This is a genomic window from Lentzea sp. NBRC 102530 (assembly GCF_030269365.1).
Classification (GTDB): domain Bacteria; phylum Actinomycetota; class Actinomycetes; order Mycobacteriales; family Pseudonocardiaceae; genus Lentzea.
The window spans coordinates 77,579-101,596 of the sequence record NZ_BSTF01000001.1; the positions used below are offsets into that span (position 1 = coordinate 77,579).

24 protein-coding genes are annotated in these 24,018 nt (G+C 69.2%); 15 read left to right on the forward strand and 9 right to left on the reverse strand.

Going from position 1 to position 24,018, the window contains the following annotated elements; genetic code table 11:
• Positions 1-2: 2 nt before the first annotated feature.
• The 7 genes from QSK25_RS45330 (at position 3) to QSK25_RS00415 (ending at position 6,686) form a co-directional block, all read left to right on the forward strand.
• Positions 3-908: an ABC transporter ATP-binding protein gene (locus tag QSK25_RS45330; RefSeq protein WP_352235697.1), complete on the forward strand. Its 906-nt coding sequence runs from the start codon at positions 3-5 to the stop codon at positions 906-908.
• A complete protein-coding gene (locus QSK25_RS00390) occupies positions 905-1,885 on the forward strand; it encodes an ABC transporter permease (RefSeq protein ID WP_285630688.1) in 981 nt (326 codons plus the stop codon). The genes QSK25_RS45330 and QSK25_RS00390 overlap by 4 nt, the downstream gene beginning before the upstream one ends.
• Before the next feature lie 3 nt (positions 1,886-1,888).
• Positions 1,889-2,707 carry an ABC transporter permease gene (locus QSK25_RS00395; protein ID WP_285630691.1) on the forward strand — a complete coding sequence of 273 codons (819 nt, stop codon included), beginning with the start codon at positions 1,889-1,891 and terminating at the stop codon, positions 2,705-2,707.
• Positions 2,704-3,660 (forward strand): ABC transporter ATP-binding protein, encoded by a 957-nt coding sequence (locus QSK25_RS00400; RefSeq protein WP_285630694.1) that lies wholly within the window; start codon positions 2,704-2,706, stop codon positions 3,658-3,660. The genes QSK25_RS00395 and QSK25_RS00400 overlap by 4 nt, the downstream gene beginning before the upstream one ends.
• 1 nt (position 3,661) lies before the next feature.
• Positions 3,662-5,002: a GH1 family beta-glucosidase gene (locus tag QSK25_RS00405; protein WP_285632910.1), complete on the forward strand. Its 1,341-nt coding sequence runs from the start codon at positions 3,662-3,664 to the stop codon at positions 5,000-5,002.
• A gap of 217 nt (positions 5,003-5,219) precedes the next feature.
• On the forward strand, positions 5,220-6,470 hold the full coding sequence (locus QSK25_RS00410) for a lysine N(6)-hydroxylase/L-ornithine N(5)-oxygenase family protein (RefSeq protein ID WP_285630697.1): 1,251 nt from the start codon (positions 5,220-5,222) through the stop codon (positions 6,468-6,470).
• Positions 6,471-6,491: 21 nt separating this feature from the next.
• Positions 6,492-6,686 (forward strand): MbtH family protein, encoded by a 195-nt coding sequence (locus QSK25_RS00415; RefSeq protein WP_285630700.1) that lies wholly within the window; start codon positions 6,492-6,494, stop codon positions 6,684-6,686.
• Between the two features lie 188 nt (positions 6,687-6,874).
• On the opposite strand, the gene QSK25_RS00420 is transcribed toward QSK25_RS00415, so the two are convergent.
• Positions 6,875-7,693, reverse strand: coding sequence for a DMT family protein (locus tag QSK25_RS00420; protein WP_285630703.1), 819 nt, complete (start codon positions 7,691-7,693; stop codon positions 6,875-6,877).
• Between the two features lie 64 nt (positions 7,694-7,757).
• Here QSK25_RS00420 and QSK25_RS00425 point away from each other — a divergent pair, with 64 nt between their 5' ends.
• From QSK25_RS00425 to QSK25_RS00435, 3 genes are read left to right on the forward strand one after another with little or no spacing between them, the layout of a single operon-like run.
• Positions 7,758-8,126 (forward strand): GntR family transcriptional regulator, encoded by a 369-nt coding sequence (locus tag QSK25_RS00425; RefSeq protein ID WP_285630706.1) that lies wholly within the window; start codon positions 7,758-7,760, stop codon positions 8,124-8,126.
• Positions 8,126-9,001: an ATP-binding cassette domain-containing protein gene (locus tag QSK25_RS00430; protein WP_285630709.1), complete on the forward strand. Its 876-nt coding sequence runs from the start codon at positions 8,126-8,128 to the stop codon at positions 8,999-9,001. Before QSK25_RS00425 ends, QSK25_RS00430 begins: the two co-directional genes overlap by 1 nt.
• Entirely contained in the window at positions 8,998-9,654 is a 657-nt protein-coding gene (locus tag QSK25_RS00435) for a hypothetical protein (RefSeq protein ID WP_285630713.1), read from the forward strand. Before QSK25_RS00430 ends, QSK25_RS00435 begins: the two co-directional genes overlap by 4 nt.
• 9 nt (positions 9,655-9,663) lie before the next feature.
• On the opposite strand, the gene QSK25_RS00440 is transcribed toward QSK25_RS00435, so the two are convergent.
• From QSK25_RS00440 to QSK25_RS00450, 3 genes are read right to left on the reverse strand one after another with little or no spacing between them, the layout of a single operon-like run.
• Positions 9,664-10,635: a LacI family DNA-binding transcriptional regulator gene (locus QSK25_RS00440; protein ID WP_285630717.1), complete on the reverse strand. Its 972-nt coding sequence runs from the start codon at positions 10,633-10,635 to the stop codon at positions 9,664-9,666.
• A 5-nt stretch (positions 10,636-10,640) separates the two neighbouring features.
• Complete coding sequence (locus QSK25_RS00445; protein ID WP_285630719.1) at positions 10,641-11,126, reverse strand: hypothetical protein; 486 nt, start codon at positions 11,124-11,126, stop codon at positions 10,641-10,643.
• Entirely contained in the window at positions 11,099-11,935 is an 837-nt protein-coding gene (locus QSK25_RS00450) for a DUF1996 domain-containing protein (RefSeq protein ID WP_285630721.1), read from the reverse strand. The genes QSK25_RS00445 and QSK25_RS00450 overlap by 28 nt, the downstream gene beginning before the upstream one ends.
• A gap of 214 nt (positions 11,936-12,149) precedes the next feature.
• On the opposite strand from QSK25_RS00450, the gene QSK25_RS00455 reads away from it, so the two are divergent.
• Positions 12,150-13,859 carry a discoidin domain-containing protein gene (locus tag QSK25_RS00455; protein WP_285630723.1) on the forward strand — a complete coding sequence of 570 codons (1,710 nt, stop codon included), beginning with the start codon at positions 12,150-12,152 and terminating at the stop codon, positions 13,857-13,859.
• Here the strand turns inward: QSK25_RS00455 and QSK25_RS00460 are convergent.
• Positions 13,843-15,768, reverse strand: coding sequence for an endo-beta-N-acetylglucosaminidase (locus tag QSK25_RS00460; RefSeq protein WP_285630725.1), 1,926 nt, complete (start codon positions 15,766-15,768; stop codon positions 13,843-13,845). The two genes, QSK25_RS00455 and QSK25_RS00460, sit on opposite strands and share 17 nt — an antisense overlap.
• A 285-nt stretch (positions 15,769-16,053) precedes the next feature.
• On the opposite strand from QSK25_RS00460, the gene QSK25_RS00465 reads away from it, so the two are divergent.
• Positions 16,054-16,893 carry a dienelactone hydrolase family protein gene (locus tag QSK25_RS00465; RefSeq protein WP_285630727.1) on the forward strand — a complete coding sequence of 280 codons (840 nt, stop codon included), beginning with the start codon at positions 16,054-16,056 and terminating at the stop codon, positions 16,891-16,893.
• Between the two features lie 57 nt (positions 16,894-16,950).
• On the opposite strand, the gene QSK25_RS00470 is transcribed toward QSK25_RS00465, so the two are convergent.
• From QSK25_RS00470 to QSK25_RS00485, 4 genes are all read right to left on the reverse strand, one after another.
• Positions 16,951-19,476, reverse strand: a complete 2,526-nt coding sequence (locus QSK25_RS00470) for an ABC transporter permease (protein WP_285630730.1) — start codon at positions 19,474-19,476, stop codon at positions 16,951-16,953.
• Positions 19,469-20,227 carry an ABC transporter ATP-binding protein gene (locus tag QSK25_RS00475; protein WP_285630733.1) on the reverse strand — a complete coding sequence of 253 codons (759 nt, stop codon included), beginning with the start codon at positions 20,225-20,227 and terminating at the stop codon, positions 19,469-19,471. The genes QSK25_RS00470 and QSK25_RS00475 overlap by 8 nt, the downstream gene beginning before the upstream one ends.
• 221 nt (positions 20,228-20,448) lie before the next feature.
• Positions 20,449-20,934: a hypothetical protein gene (locus tag QSK25_RS00480; RefSeq protein ID WP_285630736.1), complete on the reverse strand. Its 486-nt coding sequence runs from the start codon at positions 20,932-20,934 to the stop codon at positions 20,449-20,451.
• A 46-nt stretch (positions 20,935-20,980) separates the two neighbouring features.
• Positions 20,981-21,958, reverse strand: a complete 978-nt coding sequence (locus QSK25_RS00485; RefSeq protein WP_285630739.1) for an LLM class flavin-dependent oxidoreductase — start codon at positions 21,956-21,958, stop codon at positions 20,981-20,983.
• A gap of 38 nt (positions 21,959-21,996) precedes the next feature.
• On the opposite strand from QSK25_RS00485, the gene QSK25_RS00490 reads away from it, so the two are divergent.
• From QSK25_RS00490 to QSK25_RS00500, 3 genes are read left to right on the forward strand one after another with little or no spacing between them, the layout of a single operon-like run.
• Complete coding sequence (locus QSK25_RS00490; protein WP_285630741.1) at positions 21,997-22,266, forward strand: GNAT family N-acetyltransferase; 270 nt, start codon at positions 21,997-21,999, stop codon at positions 22,264-22,266.
• Between the two features lie 19 nt (positions 22,267-22,285).
• Entirely contained in the window at positions 22,286-23,290 is a 1,005-nt protein-coding gene (locus tag QSK25_RS00495; RefSeq protein ID WP_285630743.1) for an MBL fold metallo-hydrolase, read from the forward strand.
• On the forward strand, positions 23,287-24,012 hold the full coding sequence (locus QSK25_RS00500; protein WP_352235698.1) for a lysophospholipid acyltransferase family protein: 726 nt from the start codon (positions 23,287-23,289) through the stop codon (positions 24,010-24,012). The genes QSK25_RS00495 and QSK25_RS00500 overlap by 4 nt, the downstream gene beginning before the upstream one ends.
• Positions 24,013-24,018: the final 6 nt, after the last annotated feature.

Consider the following 24,018-nt stretch of genomic DNA (forward strand, 5'->3'; position numbering starts at 1 on the left):
AAATGAACGAAGTCGCGCTTGAAGCGAAGGGTCTGGTCAAGACCTACAAGCGCGTGCGTGCGGTGCAGGACGTCTCCATCGTCCTGCGCCGCGGGCGCGTGACCGCCCTCGTCGGCGAATCCGGCTCAGGCAAGTCGACGGTGGCGAAGCTGCTCGCGCGGCTCGTGGACCCCACCTCCGGCGAGATCCTGCTGGACGGCGAGAAGGTGCGGAAGGTCCGGGACTACCGGCGCAAGGTCCAGATGGTGTTCCAGGACCCCTTCGCATCGCTCAACCCGATCCACACGATCCGCTACCACCTGACCCGGCCGCTCAAGATCCACCGGCGGACGGAGACGGTGGAGGAGTTGCTCGAGAGGGTGAACCTGCCCGCCGACTTCGCCTCGCGCTACCCGCACGAGCTGTCGGGCGGGCAGCGGCAGCGCGTGGCGATCGCCCGCGCGCTCGCCGCGAACCCAGAGGTGCTGCTCGCCGACGAGCCGGTGTCCATGTTGGACGTCTCCATCCGGCTCGGCGTGCTGAACCTGTTGCTGGACCTCAAGGAACGGCTCAAGCTCGCCGTCCTCTACATCACCCACGACATCGCGTCGGCGCGCTACTTCGCCGACGAGACGTTCGTGATGTACGGCGGGCAGATCGTCGAGGGCGGCGACAGCGAGACCGTGACGCAACGGCCCGCGCACCCGTACACGCAGCTGCTGATCGAGTCGGCGCCGGACCCCGAACGGGCGGTCGTCGCACTCGACGCACCGGCCGTGGAGTCGACGCAGGTCTCGACCGGCTGCCCGTTCGCGCCGCGCTGCCCGAAGGTGCAGGAGCGGTGCTGGACCGAGGCGCCCCCGCGCGTCGAGGTCGACTCGTACGGGCACTGGGCGGCGTGCTGGTTGTACGCGGAGGCCGCGGCATGACGTTCCTGCTCCGCCGTGCACTGTTCTACTTGGTGACCCTGTGGGCGGCCATCACGGTGAACTTCCTGCTGCCGCGCCTGCTTCCGGGCGACCCGGTGCAGGCCATGATCACCAAGCTCGGTGGCCGGCTCAACAGCGACGCGATGGCGTCGCTGTACGTCCTCTTCGGACTCGACGAGAACAAGTCGATCTGGGAGCAGTACCTCGAGTACTGGGGCTCGCTGTTCCGCGGCGACCTCGGGCTGTCGTTCACGTTCTTCCCGACCCCGGTCGCGGACGTGCTCGCGCAGTCGATGCCGTGGACGCTCGGTCTCGTCGGCGTCACCACGATCATCGCGTTCCTCCTCGGCACCCTGCTGGGCGTCTACGCGGGCTGGAAGCGCGGGTCGTGGATGGACAACCTCATCCCGGTCACGACGTTCCTCTCGTCGATCCCGTACTTCTGGCTCGGGCTGATCGCGATCTCGCTGTTCTCCGTGACGTGGCCGCTGCTGCCGGCCGCCGGCGGGTACGCGCCGGGGCTCGTGCCGGAGTTCTCCGGCGAGTTCATCGGCAGCGTGCTGGAGCACGCGATCCTGCCCGGCGTCACGATCATCGTGAGCTCGGTGGCCGGCTGGATCCTCGGCATGCGCAACATGATGGTGACCGTGACGGCCGAGGACTACGTGCTCGTCGCACGGGCCAAGGGCCTCACCCAGAAGCGGATCATGTTCGCCTACGCCGCGCGCAACGCCGTGCTGCCGTCGATCTCGGGTTTCGCGCTGTCGCTGGGCTTCATCGTCGGCGGCGCCCTGCTGGTCGAGATGGTGTTCTCCTACCCGGGCCTCGGCTACGTGCTGTTCCAGGGCATCGGCGGCAAGGACTACCCGTTGATGCAGGGCGTGTTCCTGGTGATCACGCTGGCGGTGCTGGTGGCGAACCTGCTCGCGGACATCGGCTACCTGCTGCTGGACCCGCGCACCCGGAAGGAGGGCTGAGGGGTGAACTTCAAGACCAAGCTGGGCCTGGGCATCCTGGCCTTCTTCACGCTGATCGCGGTGGTCGGCGAGTGGATCGCGCCGTACGACCCGTCCGCGATGAGCGACGACCTGCTGTCGCCGCCGTCCGGGTCGCACTGGTTCGGCACGACCATGACCGGGCAGGACATCTTCTCCCAGGTGCTCGTGGGCACCAGGGGAGTGATGGTCGTCGGGCTGGTCTGCGGTGTGCTCGCGACCTTCCTGTCGATCCTCGTCGGGGTGACCGCCGGGTTCCTCGGCGGCGCGGCCGACGAGGCGTTGTCCATGCTGTCCAACGTCTTCCTGGTGATCCCGGCGCTACCGCTGATCATCATCGTGGCCTCGATGCTGCCCTCGGCGGACACCGTGCTGATCGCCGCGGTGATCTCGCTGACGGCCTGGGCGTGGGGTGCGCGCATCCTGCGCGCCCAGACGATGTCGTTGCGGCGCAGGGACTTCGTGGAGGCCGCGCGGGCGTCCGGTGAACGCACGTGGCGCATCATCGTGTTCGAGGTGCTGCCGAACCTGCTGGCCGTCATCGGCTCCGGCTTCGTCGGCACGGTGATCTTCGCGGTCATGCTGCAGATCACCCTGTCGTTCGTCGGCGTGATCTCGCTGTCGACCTGGAACTGGGGCACGATCCTGTTCTGGGCGCAGAGCAACCAGGCGCTCGGCCTGGGCGCGTGGTGGTGGTTCGTCCCCGCCGGCCTGTGCATCGCGTTGCTGGGCACGGCGCTGGCGCTGATCAACTTCGGGATCGACGAGTACGCGAATCCCCGGCTGCGGAAGGTGCGCGCATGAGCCCGGTGCTGGAGATCCGCGATCTCTCGGTCGACTACGGCAGCCTGCGCGCCGTGCACAACGTCTCGCTGACGCTGAACAAGGGCGAGGTGCTCGGGCTCGCGGGAGAGTCGGGCAGCGGCAAGTCGACGCTGGCCTACGCCGCGACCCGGTTGCTGCAACCGCCGGGGCACACGCCGACCGGTCAGGTGCTCTTCAAGGGCAAGGACCTCCTGTCCCTGAGCGACAAGGAACTGCAGGTCCTGCGCTGGAGTGAGGTCTCGATCGTGTTCCAGGGCGCGATGAACGCCCTGAACCCGGTCCTCTCGGTCGCCACGCAGCTCGACGACGTCCTGCGCACCCACCGGCCGCAGATGAAGAAGCCGGAGCGCGTCGCCAGGGCCCGCGAGCTGCTGGGCCTGGTCGGCATCCCGACCGACCGGCTCTCGGCCTACCCGCACCAGCTCTCCGGCGGCATGCGGCAGCGCGTGATGATCGCCATGGCGCTCGCGCTGGAACCCGAGATCGTGATCATGGACGAGCCGACCACCGCACTGGACGTGGTGGTGCAGCGCCAGATCCTCGGCCAGATGATGCGGCTGCGCGAGACGCTCGGCTTCTCGGTCGTCTTCATCACCCACGACATCTCGCTGCTGGTCGAGTTCTCCGACCGGATCGCGATCATGTACGGCGGGCGCGTGGTCGAGGAGGCACCGGCCAGTGAGATCTACCGGGCCGCCAAGCATCCGTACAGCAAGGGTTTGCTGGGCTCGTTCCCGGCGTTGCGCGGTCCCCGGCGTGAGCTGAAGGGCATCCCGGGCTCGCCGCCGGACCTGCGCTCGATGCCGTCCGGGTGCCCGTTCCACCCGCGCTGCCCGTCCGCCATGGACGTGTGCGGTGAGCGGATGCCGTCGCTCGAGAACGTCGAGGAGCAGCGCCGGGTGGCGTGCTGGTTGGAGGACGTGCGTGTCTGAAGTGACAGCGTCTGATCCTCTCGCGGGTCTACCGGCCGACTTCTTCTGGGGCGTCGCGACCTCGGCGTACCAGATCGAGGGCGCGTTTGACGAGGACGGCAGAACGCTGTCCATCTGGGACACCTTCTCCCGTCGTCCCGGCGCCGTCGTGAACGGGGAGAACGGCGACGTGGCCTGCGACCACTACCACCGGATGCCGTCCGACGTGGCGATGATCGCGCGGCTCGGCGTCGACAAGTACCGGTTCTCCGTGTCGTGGCCGCGCATCCAGCCCGGCGGCCGCGGCCCGGTGAACGCCAGGGGCGTCGACTTCTACTCCCGGCTCGTGGACGAGCTGCTGGGCAAGGGCGTCGACCCCTGGCTCACGCTCTACCACTGGGACCTGCCGCAGGAGCTCGAGGACGCGGGCGGCTGGCCGCACCGCGACACCGCCTACCGCTTCGCCGAGTTCGCGGGCCTCGTGCACGACGCGCTGGGCGACCGCGTGCCGACATGGACGACGCTGAACGAGCCGTGGTGCTCGGCGATGCTCGGCTACGACACCGGCAGGCACGCCCCGGGCCGCACGAACTTCGCCGAGGCCATGCGCGCCACGCACCACCTGCTGCTGGCCCACGGCCTGGCCGCCCAGGAACTGCGCTCGCGCGGCGTGGCGTCGCTCGGCATCACGCTGAACCTGGGCACGCACTCCGCCGCGTCGGACGACCCGCGCGACCTCGACGCGGCGCGGCGCGCCGACGGCCTGGGCAGCCGGATCTACCTGGACCCGTTGGTGCACGGGCGTTATCCCGAGGACGTGCTGGCCGACATCGCCGCGCGCGGTGCCGAGATCCCGGCCCGGTCCGGCGACCTGGACATCATCTCGACACCCATCGACGTCCTCGGCGTGAACTACTACACCTCGCACGTGCACCGCGCGACCGACGACCCGGCGGTGACCGAGGTGGTGCCGCAGGGCCTGCCGGTCACCGCGATGGGCTGGGAGATCGTGCCAGAGGGCTTCACGTCGTTGCTGGTGCGCCTGCAGCAGGACTACGGCCTGCCGATGGTGATCACCGAGAACGGCGCCGCGTTCGACGACCTCGACGTCGAGGACGGCTACGTCGCCGACGCCGACCGCGTCGAGTACCTGCGGTCGCACATCGGTGCCGTGGCCGCCGCCGTACGGGCCGGTGCGGACGTGCGCGGGTATCTCGCGTGGTCGCTGATGGACAACTTCGAGTGGGGCTACGGGTACGGCAAGCGGTTCGGCATCGTGCGGGTCGACTACGAGACGCAGCAACGCACGTTGAAGCAGAGCGCGCAGTGGTACCGCGACCTCATCACCAGGTCACGCGCCTAGAGTTGCCTGATCTCCGGCCCGGCCGTCGTGGTCTCCGCGCCCTCACAACGGCCGGGCCGGTTCCATCTTCACGCCTCGAACCCCGGTGGAGCGGCACTCGCGCACGGGCGTTCTCGCGATCCAGCGACGTGGATCACGTCCGAATGCACTAGCTAAGGTATGCCTTAGTTAAGTTAGGGTTACTTTACGCTGCTGGGAGTGCTTGGAGAGGATCGCGATGGAACCGGTGTTAGACCTGGCCGGAATCGGCTTCGGGCCGTCCAACCTCGCTCTCGCGATCGCCGTGGAGGAGCACGCACTACCCGTCAGAGCCCGCTTCTTCGAACGGCAGCAGCGCTTCGGCTGGCACCGCGGCATGCTGCTCGAGGACGCCACGATGCAGGTGTCGTTCCTCAAGGACCTCGTCACGCTGCGCAACCCCACCAGCGGGTTCAGCTTCCTCTGCTACCTGCGCGACCGCGGCCGGTTGATCGACTTCGTCAACCACAAGAACCTCTTCCCGTTGCGCAAGGAGTTCCACGACTACTTCGAGTGGGCCGCGGCCAGGGTCGGGCACCACGTGTCGTACGGCGTGGAGGTCTCCCAGGTCCGCACCTGCGCCGAGGGCTTCGAGTTCACGGCCGGGGACCAAGACGTCCGGACGCGCAACCTGGTGCTCGCTACCGGCCTCGAGGCGAACCTGCCCGACGGCATCGAGGCCGGCGACCGCATCTGGCACAACAAGGACCTGCTCACCCGCGTCGACACGCTGAAGGACCCGCGCCAGGTCGTCGTGGTCGGCGCCGGTCAGAGCGCCGCCGAGGCCGTCGCGTTCTTCCACGACCGCTTCCCCGGGGCCGAGGTGCACGGCGTCTTCGCCCGCTACGGCTACAGCCCCGCCGACGACAGCTCGTTCGCGAACCGCATCTTCGACCCCGCCGCCGTGGACGACTTCTACGCCGCGCCGGAAGAGGTCAAGGCCAAGCTCATGGGCTACCACGCCAACACCAACTACGGCGTGGTCGACGGCGACCTGATCGAGGAGCTCTACCGCCGGGTCTACCGCGAGAAGGTCGTCGGCAGGCAGAGGTTGTTGCTGCACAACACCTCTCGCCTCACCGGCGTCACCACCGACGGCAAGTGCGTGGTCGAGTCGCTCGCCGACGGCAGCCGTCTGCCGATCGACGCCGACGTGATCGTCTACGCCACCGGCTACCGCCCCGCGAACCCCGTCCGCCTGCTCGGCGACCTCGCCGGCCACTGCGCGCGGGACGAACGAGGCCGTCTGCAGGTCACCCGCGACTACCGCGTCGTCACCGACGACGGCCTGCGCGGCGGCATCTACCTGCAGGGCGGCACCGAGCACACGCACGGCATCACCTCGTCGCTGCTGTCCAACACCGCCGTGCGCGTCGGCGAGATCCTCGACTCGGTGCTGCGCCGCGTCGCCCGGCACCACTCCGAGTTCACGCTCCACGCCGTCCAGTAGCTCCACCGAGGAAGGACCGTCATGACCAACCCGTTCGAGGACCCGCAGGGCCGATTCTTCGTGCTGGTCAACGAGGAACAGCAGCACTCGCTGTGGCCGACGTTCGCGGACGTGCCCGCCGGGTGGACCAAGGTGTTCGGCGAGGAGAGCCGCGAGGCGTGCCTGGCGTACGTCGAGGAGAACTGGACGGACCTCAGGCCCGCATCCATCCGTTGAGATGGTCGGCGAACGTGCGTGCGCCCACCGCGTGGCCAGGGCTGAGGCTCCCGCCCGCGTGGTGGGCGCGGTACGTCGCCCCCGTGCCCTCAACGGCACGAGCACCGGCGGCAGTTCCGACCGCGCGCCCGGCAGTGTCGCGACGACGTGCCCGCCCGGTGCTCCGCCGCCACCCGTGACGACGAAGGTCAGGCGTCCACCCTGGCGCGGTGGTAGTAGGCCAGCACGACGGTGCCGGAGACGGCGGCCACGGCGCTGATCACCAGGCCCGCCTGCGACAGCGCGCTCATGCCGGTGCCCTCGCCGAGCAGCGTGATGCCGATCCACGCGGCCACGATCGGGTTGACCACGGTCTGCCCGGCCACGACCAGGTCGGGCGGGCCCGCGGCGTAGCCGAGCTGGATGAACCAGGCGCCGGTCAGGAACGCGATCGCCAGCCCGCCGAGCGAGAACCACTCGATCACCGGCAACGCCGTGGTGACGTCCCGGACGAGGACCGCGACCAGGCCGTACAGGATGCCGGCGCCGATCGAGAGCGACAACGCGCGCACCGTGTCCGCGGTGAACGTCGCGGCCACCACGCACACCAGCACACCCGCGACCACGAGCTGACCCGCCTGCAACGCCACGTTCGGCGACACCTGCGTCAGGACGGCCGCGCCCGCCGTGATCGACACGAACACCACGATCCCGGCCGTCGCCACCAGCACCGCGACGGCGAGCATGCCCGTGAAGCGGCGGGCCCCGGCGACCGCGATGATCGGGATGGCCAGCGCGTTCAGCGGCGCGACCACCGAGACCGGGGCCAGCGCCAGTGCGACGACCTGCAACACGGCGCAGGCGAACAGGACCAGGAACCCGGAGACCCACCGGCGCGAGCGCACGAGCTGGTGGGCCGAGCTCAGCTTGAGGCCGGGCAGCTCACGCACGCCGGCGTGCTGCCACATCGCGCCCAGTGCACTGCACCCGGCCGCGAGCACCGCGCACAGAATCGCGACCCCGACCACGTGGCCGATCCTACCTCGTCGCTGCTATGGTTCATTACATGAGTAACGAACCAGGGAACTAGCGATGTTCGACGACCGGAGCCCGATCTACCGGCAGATCGCCGACCGGATCAAGGCGGACGTGCTCAGCGGGGCGTTGAAGGCGGATGAGCAGGTCATGTCGACCAACCAGTACGCCTCCTACTACCGGATCAACCCGGCGACGGCCGCGAAGGCGTTCCAGCAGCTCGTGGACGAGCAGGTGCTCTACAAGAAGAGGGGGATCGGGATGTTCGTGAGCGCGCAGGCTCGCGACATGCTGCGGGCACAGGGGAGGGAGACCTTCTTCGGCGAGGTCGTGGACCCGATGGTGGCGGAGGCGCGCGCCATCGGCATTCCGCTCGCGGAGGTCATCCGCAGGATCGAGCAGCACGAGGACAACGGGGGCGTGTGATGCAGATCGACGTGCAGGGTTTAAGCGTCCGCTACGGCGACGTGACGGCCATCGACGACATGAGCTTCTCCCTGGCCGGCAACAAGATCTACGGCCTGCTGGGGCGCAACGGCTCGGGCAAGACCAGCCTGATGTCGGCGCTCGCGGGCTACCGCAAGCCTTCAGGAAGCGTTCAGCTCGACGGAGCACCCGTCTTCGAGAACGCCGCCGCGATGCGCCAGGTGTGCCTGGTCCGGCACTCGGCCGACGCCGCGGACAAGGGGGACAAGGTCTCGTACGTGCTGGAGTACGGCGCGGCCTGGCGGGACACGTGGGACAACGACTACGCGCTCGAACTCGCCGAGCTGTTCAAGATCGGGCTGAAGACCAAGGTGGGCGCGCTGTCGCTCGGACAGCGGTCCGCGCTCGGCGTCGTGATCGGGCTCGCCAGCCGGTCGCCGCTGACGATGCTCGACGAGGCGCACCTCGGCATGGACACGCCGACGCGGTACGCGTTCTACGACGCGCTGCTCAACGACTTCATGGCGCACCCGCGCACGATCATCCTCTCCACTCACCTGATCGAGGAGCTGGCCTCGCTGCTGGAGGAGGTCGTGATCATCGACGCCGGCCGGCTGGTGCTCCAGGAGGAGGCCGACGTGCTGCGCTCGCGCGGCACCGAGGTCACCGGCAACGCCGCCGACGTCGACGAGTTCACCGCGACGCTGACCGTGCTGAGCGAGAAGTCGTTGGGGCGCACCAAGGCCGCGATGGTCTACGGCACGCTGGACGACGACCAGCTCGTGCGGGCGCGGCAGCTCGGGCTGGAACTCGGGCCGATCGCGTTGCAGGACCTGTTCGTGCACCTCACCGACCCGGTCGGAGGCAAGCGGTGAAGATCTTCCGGCACCTGGCCTCGGCGCTCGGCGCGTTCTGCGCGCTGGCCGCACTGGGCGCTTTCGCGTTCGCCGTCGTGCTCACGTTCGTGGTGTCCGCCTTCAAGGACGTCGAGATCAGCGCGTGGAACGTGGTGATGTCGCAGGTCGCGCGCTGGTTCCTGTTCTGGGTCGGCATCTACCTGGTCCACAACGTGCTGCCGATCGCCGTCGCGCACGGCCGCACCCGCCGGGAGTTCTTCCTGGCCGCGTCGGCGTTCTCGGTGGCGCTCGCGGCCGTGGCGGCGCTGCTCGGCTGGCTCGGGTTCGTCGCGGAGGGCGGGATCTACGCGCTGATGGACTGGCAGGCCGACGAGCACGGCTCGCCGCTGGCGTACGTCCTGATGTTCCTGGTGTGGACGGCGGTCGGCATGTTCTGCGCGGCCGCCTTCGACCGGTACGGCTCCGCCGGCGTGTTCTCGGTGCCGGTCGGGTTCGTGCTGGCGATCATCTCGACCACGCACATCCCCGGGGCGGGCCGCTGGCCGATCGTCCCGAACCTGCCGACCGCGGTGGGCGCGGGCTGGCACCTGCTGTCGCTGGCCGCGTTCGTGGTCGCGCTCGGTCTCACCTGGGTCATCGTGCGGAACGCCCCGGTGCGGGTGCGTTCCTAGGACCTGTGTTCAGCCGCTCTCCCGCACCACCAACGAGGGTTCGAAGACCACTGAGGTGGCGGGGGAGTGCGGCGCGGCGAGCTGGCGCAGCAGTTGCCTCGCCATCTCCGCGGCCATGTCGGTGATCGGCTGCCGCACGGTCGTGAGCTCGGGTTCGGTGGTCAGCGCGGCACTGCTGTCGTCGAACCCCACGACCGCCACGTCGTCGGGGACCTTGCGCCCCGCGCGGTGCAGCACCGGGATCGCGCCGTTCGCCATCAGGTCGGAGGCGACGAACACGCCGTCGACGTCGGGGCAGCAGCGCAGCAGTTGTTCCATCGCCCGCACGCCGGACTGGCGGGTGAAGTCGCCGTGCACCACCACGGCGTCCGGCACCTCGGCGAGGAACCCGGCCAGCCGGTCCTGGCCCGCCGGGGTGTCCTGCGGGCCGGTGATCGTGGCGATCCGCCCGCACCGCAACGACTTGAGTCGTCTTCCGGCGAGCGCGGCGCCGGCCGTCTGGTTCACGTCGACGTAGGTGATCGGCATCGGTTTGAGCGGACGGCCCGCGAGCACGACCGGCAGCCCGGCCGCGATCAGCCGGCCCGGCACCGGGTCCGCCGGGTCGGTGTGCACGAGGATCACGCCGTCCAGGCGCCCGCACCGCAGGTCGCTCAGCGCCTGCTCGCGGGTGCCCGGCCCGGTCATCATCAGCACCAGGTGGATGCCGAGCGGGCGCACGACCCTCGTCACGCCGCTGACCACGCTCGCGAGGTGCGGGTCGCCGTCCATCCGGCGTTCGTCGGGCAGCAGCAGGCCGATGGCGTCGGCGCGGCGGGTGACGAGCGAGCGCGCGGCGATGTTCGGCAGGTAACCCGTGCTGGAGATGGCCTTCTCGACGGCGTGCCGCAGCGACTCGTCGACGCTGGACGCGCCGTTGACCACTCTCGACGCGGTCGCACGCGACACCCCGGCCACGCGGGCCACCTCCTCCAGGGTCACGCGCTTCACCCCGCCGCCAGCTCGGCCGTGCGGTGGCTCTCCATGAGCCGCACGACCTCGGCGGTCGGCGGGTGCCTGATCGCCGAACCCGCCGACCGCACCACCTCCAGCGACTCGGTGAGGTGCGTGCGCACGAACTGGTCCCGTGCGTCCCGGCTGGTGGCGGCGAGCGCGATCTCGGCGTCCGTCGGCATGCCCGGCATGTCGTGCCCGGCGTGCTGGTTCACGTACGGCGCGTCGAGGAGCTTGCGCAGTGCGGTGAGCTCGATGGTCCGGTTCTCCCTGAGATCGGCGCGATCGGTGAGGCCGAGCAACTTGAGCGCCTGCTCGTCGGTCGCGATCGCCAGCTCGACGAACGCCCGTTCCGTTGCGCCGTAAGCGTTCTCGTTGGTCGACGGGACCGGTGGCGCGGGAGGTGGAGCCTGCTGGCAGGCCGCGAGAAGGCCTGCCAGCAGGAGAACAGCTACCCGTGGTTGCCGGCGTGGTCGCACTTGATCACCACGTTGATGCAGTTGCGGACGCGGCGTTCCATCTCGGCCCGCGGCCACACGTTGAAGAAGTCGCCGTGCATCGTCTGCCCCGTCCCGGATGCCAGGCGGAGTCCGGCGGTGCTGCCGTTGACCGGGTACCTCAGCACCATGCGGAGCTTCGGCACCGGGACGGGGTGGCTCGCCGCGCAGCCGCCCGCGACCGGGTAGGCCATGTGGGACTTGTGGTCGGCCGAGTCGAGGTTGCGGCCGTCCCAGCACTGCGGGAAGTCCAGGTAGGTCTCGAGCATCGTGCCCGCCGGGCAGGTCACGAAGTTCTTGGACGGGTTGACGTGTCCGGCGTGCAGGCAGGACCAGCGGGCGATGCTGTCGGCGTCGCCCGTGGCTTTCGCGTTGCCCGCCACGATCTTGAGCCCGTACGGGGTGGGCTGGATCGCCGCCGGGTTGTTCACGCCCTCACCGAGGTAGTAGAAGGTGACGCCGGTGGGGGCGATCGGGGTGTTGTCCCGGTAGAGCGTCGGCACCCAGTACGACGAGATGTCCGCGACCGGGTTGCAGTTGCCGGTCTGGCCCTCCAGCGACTGCTGGGTGGACCGCGCGTTCGTCGAGTGGTTGCCGAAGAAGTCGTGCATGTGCGAGGCACCGGCGAGGTTCGGCAGGACGATCGGGTCGTCCGGCAACCGGTGACTGATCGGACACTCCGCGAGGAACTCGGCCACGCGGACCGGTTCTCCTTGTGCCGCAACGGGAATGCTGAGTGCCGTGGCTATCAGCCCGATGACGGCGGCGATGTGGAACAGACGCTTCCTCATTGAAGCTTTCCTCTCCGCAGCAGGATTGGGAGAGCGCTCTCACGCCATTCGAGCATGGCGCAGCCCGCAATCGGCCGTCAATCCGCAAGAAACGTTCAGAAGTCCCGGTTTTCTTGACAGGGCGTGTCCGCTGCCCTGACTCTCGGTGCCGAACTCCTGTCGCAAGAGAGCGCTCTCTCGCCGTCACCTCTTGTTCTCCGACCCAGGAGCGTCCATGTCAGGAAGGCTTCAACGCGGAAGATTTCCTCTGGTGGTCGCGGCGCTCGCCGTGGCCGCCCTGATCGTTCCCGTGACCGCGTCGGCCGCGGGGCCGCTGATCTCGCAGAACCGTCCGGTCACCGCCTCGAGCAGCGAGAACGTCGCGTTCGGGGCGGCGGCCGCGGTCGACGGCGATCTCGGTACGCGCTGGTCCAGCACGTTCAGCGACCCGCAGTGGATCCAGATCGACCTGGGCTCGTCCGCGCGGGTCGACCAGGTGGTGCTGGCCTGGGAGTCCGCCAGCGCGCGGGCCTACACGCTGAGCATCTCCTCGAACGGCACCAGCTGGCAGGAACTTCGTCGAACGACGACCGGGCCTGGCGGCACCGAGACGTTGCCCGTGTCCGGCACCGGCCGGTACGTGCGGCTCGACCTGACCCAGCGGGCCACGCAGTGGGGGTACTCGCTGTGGGAGTTCCAGGTGTTCGGCACCCGCGACGGCGGTGGCGGGGAAACCCTGCTGTCGTACGGGAAGTCCGGCACGGCCTCGACGTTCCAGGACGACGCGAACTGCGGCGGGTGCACGCCCGCCAAGGCGTTCGACCGCGATCCGGCCACCCGCTGGGCGACCAGCGCGACGAACGGCTGGGTCGATCCGGGCTGGATCTCCGTCGACCTCGGTGCTCCCGCGCAGATCTCGAAGGTCGTGCTGCAGTGGGACCCGGCCTTCGCGACGGCCTACCGCCTCGAGGTCTCCGACGACAACGCGAACTGGCGGCAGATCTACTCGACCACGACCGGACGCGGGTTCAAGGAGACCCTGACGGTCAGCGGCTCCGGCCGGTACGTGCGGATGTACGGCACCGCGCGGTCCAACGGCTACGGCTACTCGTTGTGGGAGTTCCAGGTCTACGGCACGGGTGGCGCGCCGGTCACGCCGCCGCCGTTGCCGCCGAACCCGTCGTTCCCCGGCCGTCTGGTGTGGTCGGACGAGTTCAACGCCCCCGCGGGCACCGCGCCGGACGCCTCGAAGTGGACGCCGGAGACCGGGCCGGGGGTGAACAACGAGCTGCAGTACTACACGAACAACAACAACGCCCGGCACGACGGCAACGGCAACCTGGTGTTGCAGGCCCGGCGTGAGGTGACGCCCGGCAGCGCGTGCCCGGTGGACCCGGTGAGCGGCAGCGGGACCTGCCAGTACACGTCCGCGCGGCTCAACACCTACGGCAAGTTCACCTTCACCTACGGCCGCGTCGAGGCGCGCATCAAGGTGTCGTCGACGCAGGGCCTGTGGCCGGCGTTCTGGATGCTGGGCGCGGACTTCTTCGACCAGCGCAGGCCGTGGCCCTACACCGGCGAGATCGACATCATGGAGCACGTCGGCAAGGAACCGAACCGCGTGTACTCGACGCTGCACGCGCCCGCGTACTTCGGCGCGGGCGGCTACGGGTCGCCGCTGGAGCTCGGCGCACCGGCCTCGTCGGCGTTCCGGACGTTCGCGGTGGAGTGGGACTCGAGCCACATGACGTTCTCGGTGGACGGCACCAGGTTCTTCACCGTCGACCGCGAGGTGCTGGAGACGACCAGGGGACCGTGGGTCTACGACCACCCGTTCTTCCTGATCATCAACAACGCCGTCGGCGGCGACTGGCCCGGCCCGCCGGGGGCCGGGACGCAGCTGCCGCAGGACATGGTGCTGGACTACGTCAGGGTGTACCAGTGATCGAGATCCGAGCGGGAGGCGAGACGTCGAACGCCTCGCTGACCGCTTCGACCTCGATCTGCGCGGTCTCACCGCTCGCCAGCGGGATGGCGGGCACGAAGTACGCGTCGTTCGCGGTGCCGCCGAGGAAGATCCGTTCGGTGCCGGTCCACTTGTAGACCCGGTACTGCCGGACGTTCGGCGACCTCGTCCAGGTGAGCCGTGCCGACGCCGTGGTGGCGTCGGTGCGGCTCACCTGCTCGACGGCCAGGTTCGTCGGCGCCGCGGGCCCGGTCATGACCGGGTTCGTGACGCCGATCCGGCCGATCAGCGCGGTGACGGCCGCGCCGGGCAGGACCCGCAACGAGATCTCCGTCAGCGTCGCGCCGGAGTGCTCGCCGAGCGGGAAGACGCTGCGCCGCCACGCCCCGCTCACGCCGCCGAGGTCGAGGACGCGTTCGGTGGTGCCGAACCGCAGCACCGCCTGGAGCCGGGACGGCCCGGTGCCGGTGCGGTGGACGACCTCGAACTGGGTGGTGCCGGTGACGGCGAGCGAGGTCGCGAACAGGCGGACGTCGTTGGCCTGCTGGGGTGTGCCGGTGATCTTCAGCGCCGTGCCGCCGTCGTACGGGTCGTCCCAGTCGAGCGACGGCGTGACCTTCGTGCCGGTGCCGCTCACACTCCACCGCCACGTGGGCAGGACGTCCTGCAACGACAGGTTGTTCCACTGCTGTGTCGAGCGGACCGTGCCGTTGACGGCGAACTTGCGGCCGTGGCCGGTGTTGAAGTTCGTGACGAACGGCAGGCTCGTGATCGGCGTCAGCTCGGTGACGTAGTGGGCGACGCCCTTCCAGCTGGACGTCGTGGCGGTGTTGGCCGGGTCGCCGTTCTGGCCGACCCAGAACCTGTTGTCGCGCGCGTAGAAGTCCGCCGGGCTCGCCGCCGACTTGAACGTCCACTCCGGACGGTAGAAGCCGAGCGACGTGACGTGCGGCTGGTTCTCGGGGAACACCGACGCCCAGCTGACACCGGTGTTGTAACCGTTGGCCTCGACGTCCACGCCGGACGCCAGGTCGTACGGGCTGCGGCCCATCTGCCGCGCGAGCGCCGCCGAGTTCTGCAATCCCGACGCGCTCCACCAGAAGTTCAGGAACATCTCGTCGGACGGCTCGAAGAACATCCGGTTGCGCGCGGTCAGGGCGTTCTGCCAGCTGACCGACCCGGAGTCCGTCATCGCGTCGTACCAGATGACCCGCAGCCCGGACTTCTTCAGGTACACGATGAAGTCGCGCATGTCGTTGGCGAGCTGGGTGTTGCCGCCGGCCGTCTCCTGGTTGAGGAACCAGCCGTCGAACCCGTAATGGCGCGCGACCTGGACCATCTTGTCCGCCACCGGGAACCGGTCGCCCTCGCGCCGCACGAAGTCGCGGACCCACTGGATCTGGCCGCCGTACGCGGTCGGCGGCAGGAACACGTTGCCGATGACCTTCACGCCGTTGCGGTGCGCGGCGTCGGTGACGGTCGGGTTGGGAGCGAGGATCAGGCCCTCGGACGCGCTGCCGCCCCAGAACACCAGCTCGTCGATGTACTGCCAGTAGTTCGTGGCGTAGTAGTTCATGTCGAGCGCGCCCTGGGCGGGGTTGCCGCTCGTCGGCGCGTACGCCACCAGCGCCTGCACGCGGGCCTCGTTCGGATGGGCGTGCGCGTTGGCCGGTCTGGCCGGGACGACCCGCCTGGCCAGGGGCACCGTGCTGCGGTTGTACCGCGCGTCCCGGTCCGTCGCCGGATCCCAGTCGAGGATCGTGGCCGGATGCCAGTAGGACGCGTACGGCTGCGCGGTTTCGGCGGCGGCGGACGCGGGAGTCTCCGACAGCAGACCGGTGAGTGCTGCTGTGGAGCTCAGAACGAGGAACTGTCTCCGTGTGGGCACTGGATCACCCTTGTGGGCCGTCTGATTCGCCGCATACCGCCTCTTCGGTGACTGGACAGGACGACAACGTCCCGGTCCGCTGCGCTGGGTGACCGCGTCGAATTCGACGACCGTCCGTCGAACGGCGTCGAAGGCCGCGGCGACCACCCGGCGTCCGGCGTCCCAACGCGGCCGAAACATCCCGGTAACCATCCATGTGGCCGAATCCGCCCACCCCTACCGGGCGGTAGCGTGAGTCCCGCCGTCGCTTTTGGTTCCCCTGCAACCAATCGAGGTGTCTTCGTCGTGCGCATCAAACCTGTGCTTGCGGCGCTGGTCCTGGCGCTGATCCCAGCCACCGCCCCCGCCGTCGCCACCGCGGCGGCCAACCCCTACGAACGCGGCCCGGCACCCACGGCCGCGTCCGTCGAGGCCTCCCGGGGCACGTTCGCCGTGACCTCCGCCGCCATCGCCCGCCAGTCGAACTTCGGCGGCGGCACCATCTACACCCCGACCAGCGACCTCACGTTCGGCGCGATCGCCGTCTCGCCCGGCTTCACCGCCACGCAGACGTCCGTGGCGCACTTCGGCCCGAGGCTGGCGTCCTACGGGTTCGTCGTGATCACCATCAACACCCTGTCCACGCTCGACGACCCGGACAGCCGCGGCCGCCAGCTGCTCGCGGCGCTCGACTACGCGGTGCGGACGAACCCGCGCGTCGACGCCTCACGCCTCGCCGTGATGGGGCACTCGATGGGCGGCGGGGGAGCGTTGCGCGCTTCCGCGACCCGCCCCGCGCTGCAGGCCTCGATCCCGATGGCCGGCTGGCACACCACCAAGAACTGGTCGGCGGTCCAGGTGCCGACCCTGGTGCTCGGCGGCCAGAACGACCCGACCGCACCGAACTCGCAGCACTCGACGCCGTTCTACAACTCGATCACGGCCGCGCCCGACAAGGCGTTCCTGGAGTTGCGGGGCGGCGACCACTCGGCGCCGCGCAGCGACAACGTGACGGTGCGCAAGTACACGCTGTCGTGGCTCAAGCGGTTCGTCGACGACGACGTGCGCTACGACCAGTTCCTGTGCCCGGCGCCCGCGCCCAACACGCTGATCAGCGCCTACCGGGACACCTGCCCGCACGCGTGAGCCGAAAGGGGGTGCTGTGCCGGCCACAGCGACGGCCCGGCACAGCACCCCCCGCACTCACTCGTAGGCGATCGCGTCCAGCACGTTGAGCCGGGCCGCGCGGATCGCGGGCAGGATCGCGGCGATCACGCCGACGAACGCCGCGACCACCAGGTACTGGACCATGGTCATCCACGGGAACCCGAGCTCCGAGATGCCCTGGTCCTTCAACGCCTGCACGGTCGCGACGCCCAGGGCGAGACCGACCGCGAGGCCGAGCACCGCGCCGAACACCGAGATCACCACCGACTCGACGGTGATCATCCGCATCACCTGCGCCCGCCGCATGCCGATGGCGCGCAGCAGACCGAGCTCGCGGGTCCGTTCGATCACCGACAGCGCCAGGGTGTTGATGACGCCGAGGACCGCGATCAGGATCGCCAGCGCCAGCAGGATCTGGATCATCAGCAGGACCGTGTCGAACTGCGAGGTCGTCTGCTTCACGAACCCGCTGCGGTCCTGGACGGTGATCTCCGGGTTGTCGGCGAGCAGCGGCTCGACGCGCTTCTGCACGTCCGCCACGTTCGTGCCCGGCTTCACCTGGACGAACGCCTGCCCGATGCCGTCGGAGCGGAACTCCTTCGACGCCGAGGGCGGCAGCACGATCGCGCCCTGCAACACCTGCGACTTCGCCCAGACGAACGCGACCGTGAACGTCTTCGGCGCGCTCGCCTTGGCCAGCTGCAACGACACCTGCGTGCCGACGTTCCAGCCCTTGTCGGTCGCCAGGTCCTCCGGCAGCCCGATCTGGTCGTCCTTCAGCTGAACCAGGTCACCGGACTCGGGCTTCAGCGCGAACATGGTCTTCAGCGCGGGCATGTTCGTGACCGCGATGCCGAACATCTGGTCCTCGCCCTGCAACACGCCGTCCGACGACCAGCCGACCGCCGACTCGACGCCGTCGGTCTTCTCGATCTTCGTCAGCACGTCCGGCCCGAACGTCGCCGGCCGGCCCTCCATCTGGCCCTCGCCGGAGATGATCAGGTCGGTCTGCAGCTGACCGGAGGCCAGCTTCTCGATCGACTTGGTCGCCGACGTCAGCACCACGCTCACCCCGGTGATCAGCGAGATGCCGACCATCAGCGCGGCCGCGGTGATCGCCGTGCGGCGCGGGTTGCGCGCGGAGTTGCGGCGCCCCAGCAACCCCGGCATCGACCACGACAGCAGGCGGCCGATCAACGACACCATCGGCTTGGACAGCACCGGCGTCAGCAGCGCGACACCGACGAACGCCACCAGGATGCCGCCGAAGATCAACGGCAGCGAGGCCTGCTGGAAGCCGAAGCCCAGAGCCGTGCCGCCCGCCGCCGCGACCAGCGCGCCGGTGATCGTGATCTTCGTCAGCGGCCGGTCCGGGGTGGCCGCCTCGCGCATCGCCGCGACCGGCGCGATCCGCGACGCCCGCAGCGCCGGCGTGACCGCCGCGATCATCGTGACCACGATGCCCACCGCGAACGACGAGATCACCGCCGACATCGGCACCCCGATGCCCGCGAGTTGCAGGCTGGAACCGCCGAGCGAGCTGAAGATCTTCGCGAGCAGCGCCCCGACGCCGACCCCTGCCCCGAGACCGACGATCGACGCGATCAGGCCGATCACGAACGCCTCCATCACCACGGAGCCGATGACCTGGCCGCGCGAGGCGCCCATCGACCGCAGCAGCGCCAGTTCCCGCGTGCGCTGGGCGACGATGATGGAGAACGTGTTGAGGATGATGAAGATGCCGACGAACAACGCGATGCCCGCGAACCCGAGCAGCACGTAGTTGAAGAACTTCAGGCCCTCGTTGATCTGGTCGGCCTGCTCCTTCGCGAGGGTGGCCCCGGTCTTCACGTCGTAGTTCGCGCCGAGCTTCGCCGCCACCGCGTCGCGCAGGGCGTCGTCGGACGTGCCGTTCGCCGCCGTGACGGTGATGCCGGAGAACACGTTCTCCTGGCCCAGCAACAACTTCTGCGCGACCGGCTGGGTGAACGCGACAGCGAGCTCGCCGCCCAGCGACTCGCGGCCACCCGCGTACTCGAAGACGCCGGTGATCTTGAAGGTCTTCTTGGGCTCCAGCGTCAGCAAGGCGATGTCGTCGCCGACCTCGAACCCGCCGCTCGACGCCAGGTAGGCGCCGACCACGACCTCGTCGTCGGCGGCCGGTGCCCTGCCGCCGTCGCGGATCTTCTCCTGCCCGGTGCCGGTCCAGTTGAACCCGAACCGCGGCGCACCGCCGGTGGTCATCACCTTGTTGTTCTTGCCGATCGGCCGGGCGGAGCCCTGCACGTCACCGACGGCGGACGCCACTCCCGGCACGGCCTTCACGTCGTCGATCGCCTGCGGCGTCAGCGGTTCCGGCTCCTTGCCCTTCTCCGCCTTCGGCGACACCGAAACGTCCACGTTGGCGAACGCCGACGAGAACAGGTCGGTGAACGACCGCTGCAGGGTGTCGGTGAGCACGAACGAACCGGACACGAACATCACGCCCAGCACCACGGCGAGCGCGGACAGCACGAGTCTGAGCTTGCGCGAGAGCAAGCTCTTGATGGTCGCCTTAAACATGCGGCACCGCGACCACTGAGTCGAGGTGCTTCATCGTGTCGAGGACCTCGTCCGCCGACGGCGACAGCAGTTCGCGGACGATCTGGCCGTCCTTGAGGAAGATGACGCGGTCGGCGTACGAAGCGGCGTTCGCGTCGTGCGTGACCATCACGATCGTCTGGCCGAACTCGCGCGCGGACCGCTGCAGGAACGCGAGCACCTCGGCGCCGGACTGCGAGTCGAGGTTGCCCGTCGGCTCGTCCGCGAACACCACGTCGGGACGGGACACGAGCGCACGCGCACACGCCACGCGCTGCTGCTGCCCGCCGGAGAGCTGCGTCGGCCGGTGCGTGAGCCGGTCACGCAGACCGACCGTGTCGACGACGACGTCGAACCACGCCTTGTCGACCTTCTTGCCACCGATCGCGAGCGGCAGCGTGATGTTCTCCTCCGCCGTCAGCGTCGGCAGCAGGTTGAACTGCTGGAAGATGAAACCGACCTTGTCGCGCCGCAGTTCCGTGAGCCCGCGGTCCTTGAGCCCGGTGACCTTGGTGTCACCGACCCACACCTCACCGCTCGTGACGTCGTCGAGCCCTGCCAGGCAGTGCATCAACGTCGACTTGCCGGACCCGGACGGGCCCATGATCGCGGTGAACCTGGACTTCTCCAGGTCGACGCTCACCCCCGCGAGCGCGGTCACGGCGGCGTCGCCGGACCCGTAGGACTTCCACACGTCGACGGCTCTGGCCGCGACACCTTCGGACGCGCTCACCTGTCTGTTCCCCTCTGTGGGTCTCTTGTGCGCACCATCTTGAGCGACGCCACCGCACCGCCGGTTCAGGTTCTCCCCTGAGACGAACCCTGAATCAGTGTGCACCCGCCCCCGAGTGGGCACGCTGAGAAACCTCTCAGCTGCGGTGCGTGCGCGTCATCGCGTGGTCGCGAGAGGAACGGTATTTCACCGGCAGGACAGTGTCTTCCGCCTTCGGATGACTACGCCGTCAACTTCCGTCGCATGGGGACGGTCGGTTCCATCAGCCAGGAAACCAATTCCACGCGGAGGCCTTCCCTCAACGCGTTCTCGGCGAGCCAGTGGTCCACGTCGCCCCGGTACGCGCGCGCCGGCCGGGGCCAGTTCACGAGCTCCTCCAGGAACGCCGCGTTGCACGCGATCGGACCGCCGGGCGGCCTGGTGCCGAGCACGAGCACGGGGTCCTCTCCCGTGGCGAGAGAGGCGGCGGTGTCGTGCACGCCACCGAAGAGGACCCGATCCGCACCCAACTCACGGGCCTTGTCCGCCACCCCGAAGAACGCCGACCCGCGCCCGTGTGCGCGCACCACCACCTGGTGCGCGTGGAGGTCGGTGTCGAGGAACTCGTCGGCGAACGTGCCGTCATCGGCCAGCACCAGCACGTTCGTGCCGCCGGGGAGTGCCCCGACCTGCCCAGGATGCGTGATGCCGATGACGTTGATGCCCACGCCGTAGATCCTGCCGGGCCCGTGTTAACCCTTGGCACCGCTCGCGTTAAACAAGTTTCGGCAGCACTTCCGCCCCGAACAACCGGATCGTCTCGATGACCGACTCGTGCGGCATGCCCCCGATGTCCACCATCACCAGGTGCGTGTCGATGGAAAGCCGCTCCGCCAGCGCGTTGAGCCGCTGCGCCACCTCGTCCGGCGTCCCGCACACCGCGGCCCCGTCCATGATGGCGTCGACATCGATGTCACCATCGCCACGCCACGGATCCGCGAACCGCGCGTACTCGGCGAGATGCGGCCGCCACCGTTCCCGCGCGTTGTCCTGCGCCACGAACACGTGGCTGGGCACACCGACGCGCCCGTGGGGGAAGCGCTCGCGGTACCGCTGCACGACTTCCTGGTAGATCGACGGGTCGCGGAGCGTCGACGGCAGCATCAGCGGTATCTCCAGCTCCGCGCCCAGGTCCGCCGACACCGCTGACCCGCTGCCGATCCACACCGTCGGCCTCGGTGTCTGCACCGGGCGCGGGGTCGTGGTCACCTCGCTGAGCTGGCCGCGGAACTTGCCGTCCCAGCTGACCTCGGGCTCTTCGAGGAGCTTCAGCAACAGGCGCAGGTGCTCCTCGAAACGCGCGCGGAGCTCACCGGGCTGCACGCCGAACGCCGCGTCGGTCTGCTGGTCGACCCCGCGCGCCACGATCAGCTCGGCCCGGCCGTCGGACAGCACGTCCAGCGTGGCCAGCGCCTCGGCCACCAGCACCGGGTCGCGGTGGGCGAGCAGCGTGACGCCGGTGGAGAGCCTGAGGCTGGACGTGCGCGCCGCGACCGCCGCCAGGAGGAGTTCGGGGGCGGAGACGATGTAGCGGGTGAAGTGGTGTTCGCCGATGGCGACTCCCGCGAAGCCGGACTCCTCGGCCACGACCGCCTGCTCGATCATCGCGCGCAGCCGGTCGGCCTGCGGCACCTCCTGCCCGGTGCACGGGTTGGGCAGGTGGTCACCCAGGATCAGGAGGTAGACGTCCATGCCTGCCATTTTCCATCTTCCGAGGCAAGATGGTTGATGTGGTCACCAACAACGAATCTGAGAGCCGGTACGAGGTCCACGTGGACGGCAAGCTCGCCGGCTTCCTCGAGTACCGCAAGGTCGGCGAGGTCCTCGCCCTCGTGCACACCGAGGTCGACGAGGCGTACGCCGGGCAGGGCCTGGGCGCGCAGCTCGCGAAGTACGCGCTGGACGACGTGAAGGCGAGGGATGTCAAGATCTCCCCGTTGTGCCCGTTTGTCGCCAAGTACATCGACAAGCACCCGGAATACCGTGTTACCGTCCGGTAGATAGTTGCGAGCGCTAACAATGAGGTGGGCGAGCGTGTGGAGTGAGCCGGGCGCGTTCGAGGTCGCACCAGGGGTGCACCGGATTCCGCTGCCGCTGCCCAACGACGGGTTGCGCGCGGTCAACGTCTACGCCATCGAGGACGGCGACGGCCTGGTCCTGGTCGACTCCGGCTGGGCGCTGGACGAGGCGCGCGACCAGCTCGAGGCCGCCCTCGGGACGTTGAACAAGGGCTTCGAGGACATCAAGCGCTTCCTCATCACGCACGTCCACCGCGACCACTTCACGATGGCCGTGTCGTTGCGCCGCACGTTCGGCAGCAAGATCGGGCTCGGGCTCGGCGAGCAGCCGTCGCTGCTGCACATGCTGCACGGCCAGGAGGACCAGCACGTCGCCGACCTGCGCAAATGGGGTGCGGGCGAGCTGGCCGAGACGTGGATCAAGATCATGCACCACGTCGACCGGGGTGAGGCCCTGCGCGACTACGAGGAGCCCGACGAGTGGCTCGTCCGCTCCACCGTCGACCTGGAGCACCGCGAGCTCGAGGTCATCCCGACGCCGGGGCACACGCGCGGGCACGTCGTGTTCGTGGACCGCACGGCGAAGGTGCTGTTCTCCGGTGACCACGTGCTGCCGCACATCACGCCGTCGATCGGCTTCGAGCCGTTGCGGCCCGAACTCCCGCTCGGCGACTACATGACGTCGCTGCGGCTCACCCGCGAGCTGCCCGACCTGAAACTGCTGCCCGCGCACGGTGAGGTGACGGACAGCTCGCACGCACGGGTCGACGAGCTGCTGCACCACCACGAGCAGCGGCTGGAGGAGATCGCCAAGGCGGCGGCGGGCAGTGCGTTCGAGACGGCGCGCAAGATCGGGTGGACGCGGCGGCAGCGCCGGTTCGACGACCTCGACATGTTCAACCAGGTGCTGGCCATCGGGGAGACGGCCGCTCACCTGGACGTTCTCGTCGAACGTGGCGAGTTGACCCGAACTGAGAACGCCGGCGTGCTCGAATACCAGGCGTGACACCGCTGGAGCTGGCCGCCTGGACCTGGAAGATGCCCCGCCGGGGCAGGGGATTCTGGTTCTCGCTGGCGATCGACGTCCTGTGGCCCGTGGTCGTGCTGTTCGTGCGCCTGAGGGTGCGCGGCAGGCAGCACGTGCCGGGCAGCGGGGGAGTGATCCTCGCGTTCAACCACCTGTCCAACGCGGACACCGTGGCGGCCGTGGTGTTCTCGCTGATGTCGAACCGGGTGCCGCGCGTGCTCGCGAAGGCCTCCCTGTGGCGCACACCGGTCATCGGCTGGGTCATGCGGTCGGGAGGGCACATCCCCGTCGAACGCGGCACGGTGAAGGCCTCGGAGGCGTTGAAGCCCGCGGTGCAGGCGTTGCGCGACGGCGAGTGCGTGATGGTGTTCCCCGAGGGCACGTTCACCGACGACCCCGACCACTGGCCGATGAAGGGCAAGTCCGGGGTGGCGCGGATGGCGCTGGAGTCCAGGGTGCCCGTCGTGCCGGTCGCCGAGTGGGGCACGCACGAGCTGCTGCCGAAGGGCACGGTCCTGCCGAGGTTGTTGCCGCGCAAGCGGATCGAGGTCGTCGCGGGTGCGCCGGTCGACCTGTCCGACCTGTACGACCGGGAACTCACCGCGGAAGTGCTGGCAGAGGCCACCAGGCGGGTCATGGCGGCCATCACGACCATGTTGTCGGGCATACGTTCCACGCAGGCGGGTACACAGAGTGCATGACCACGC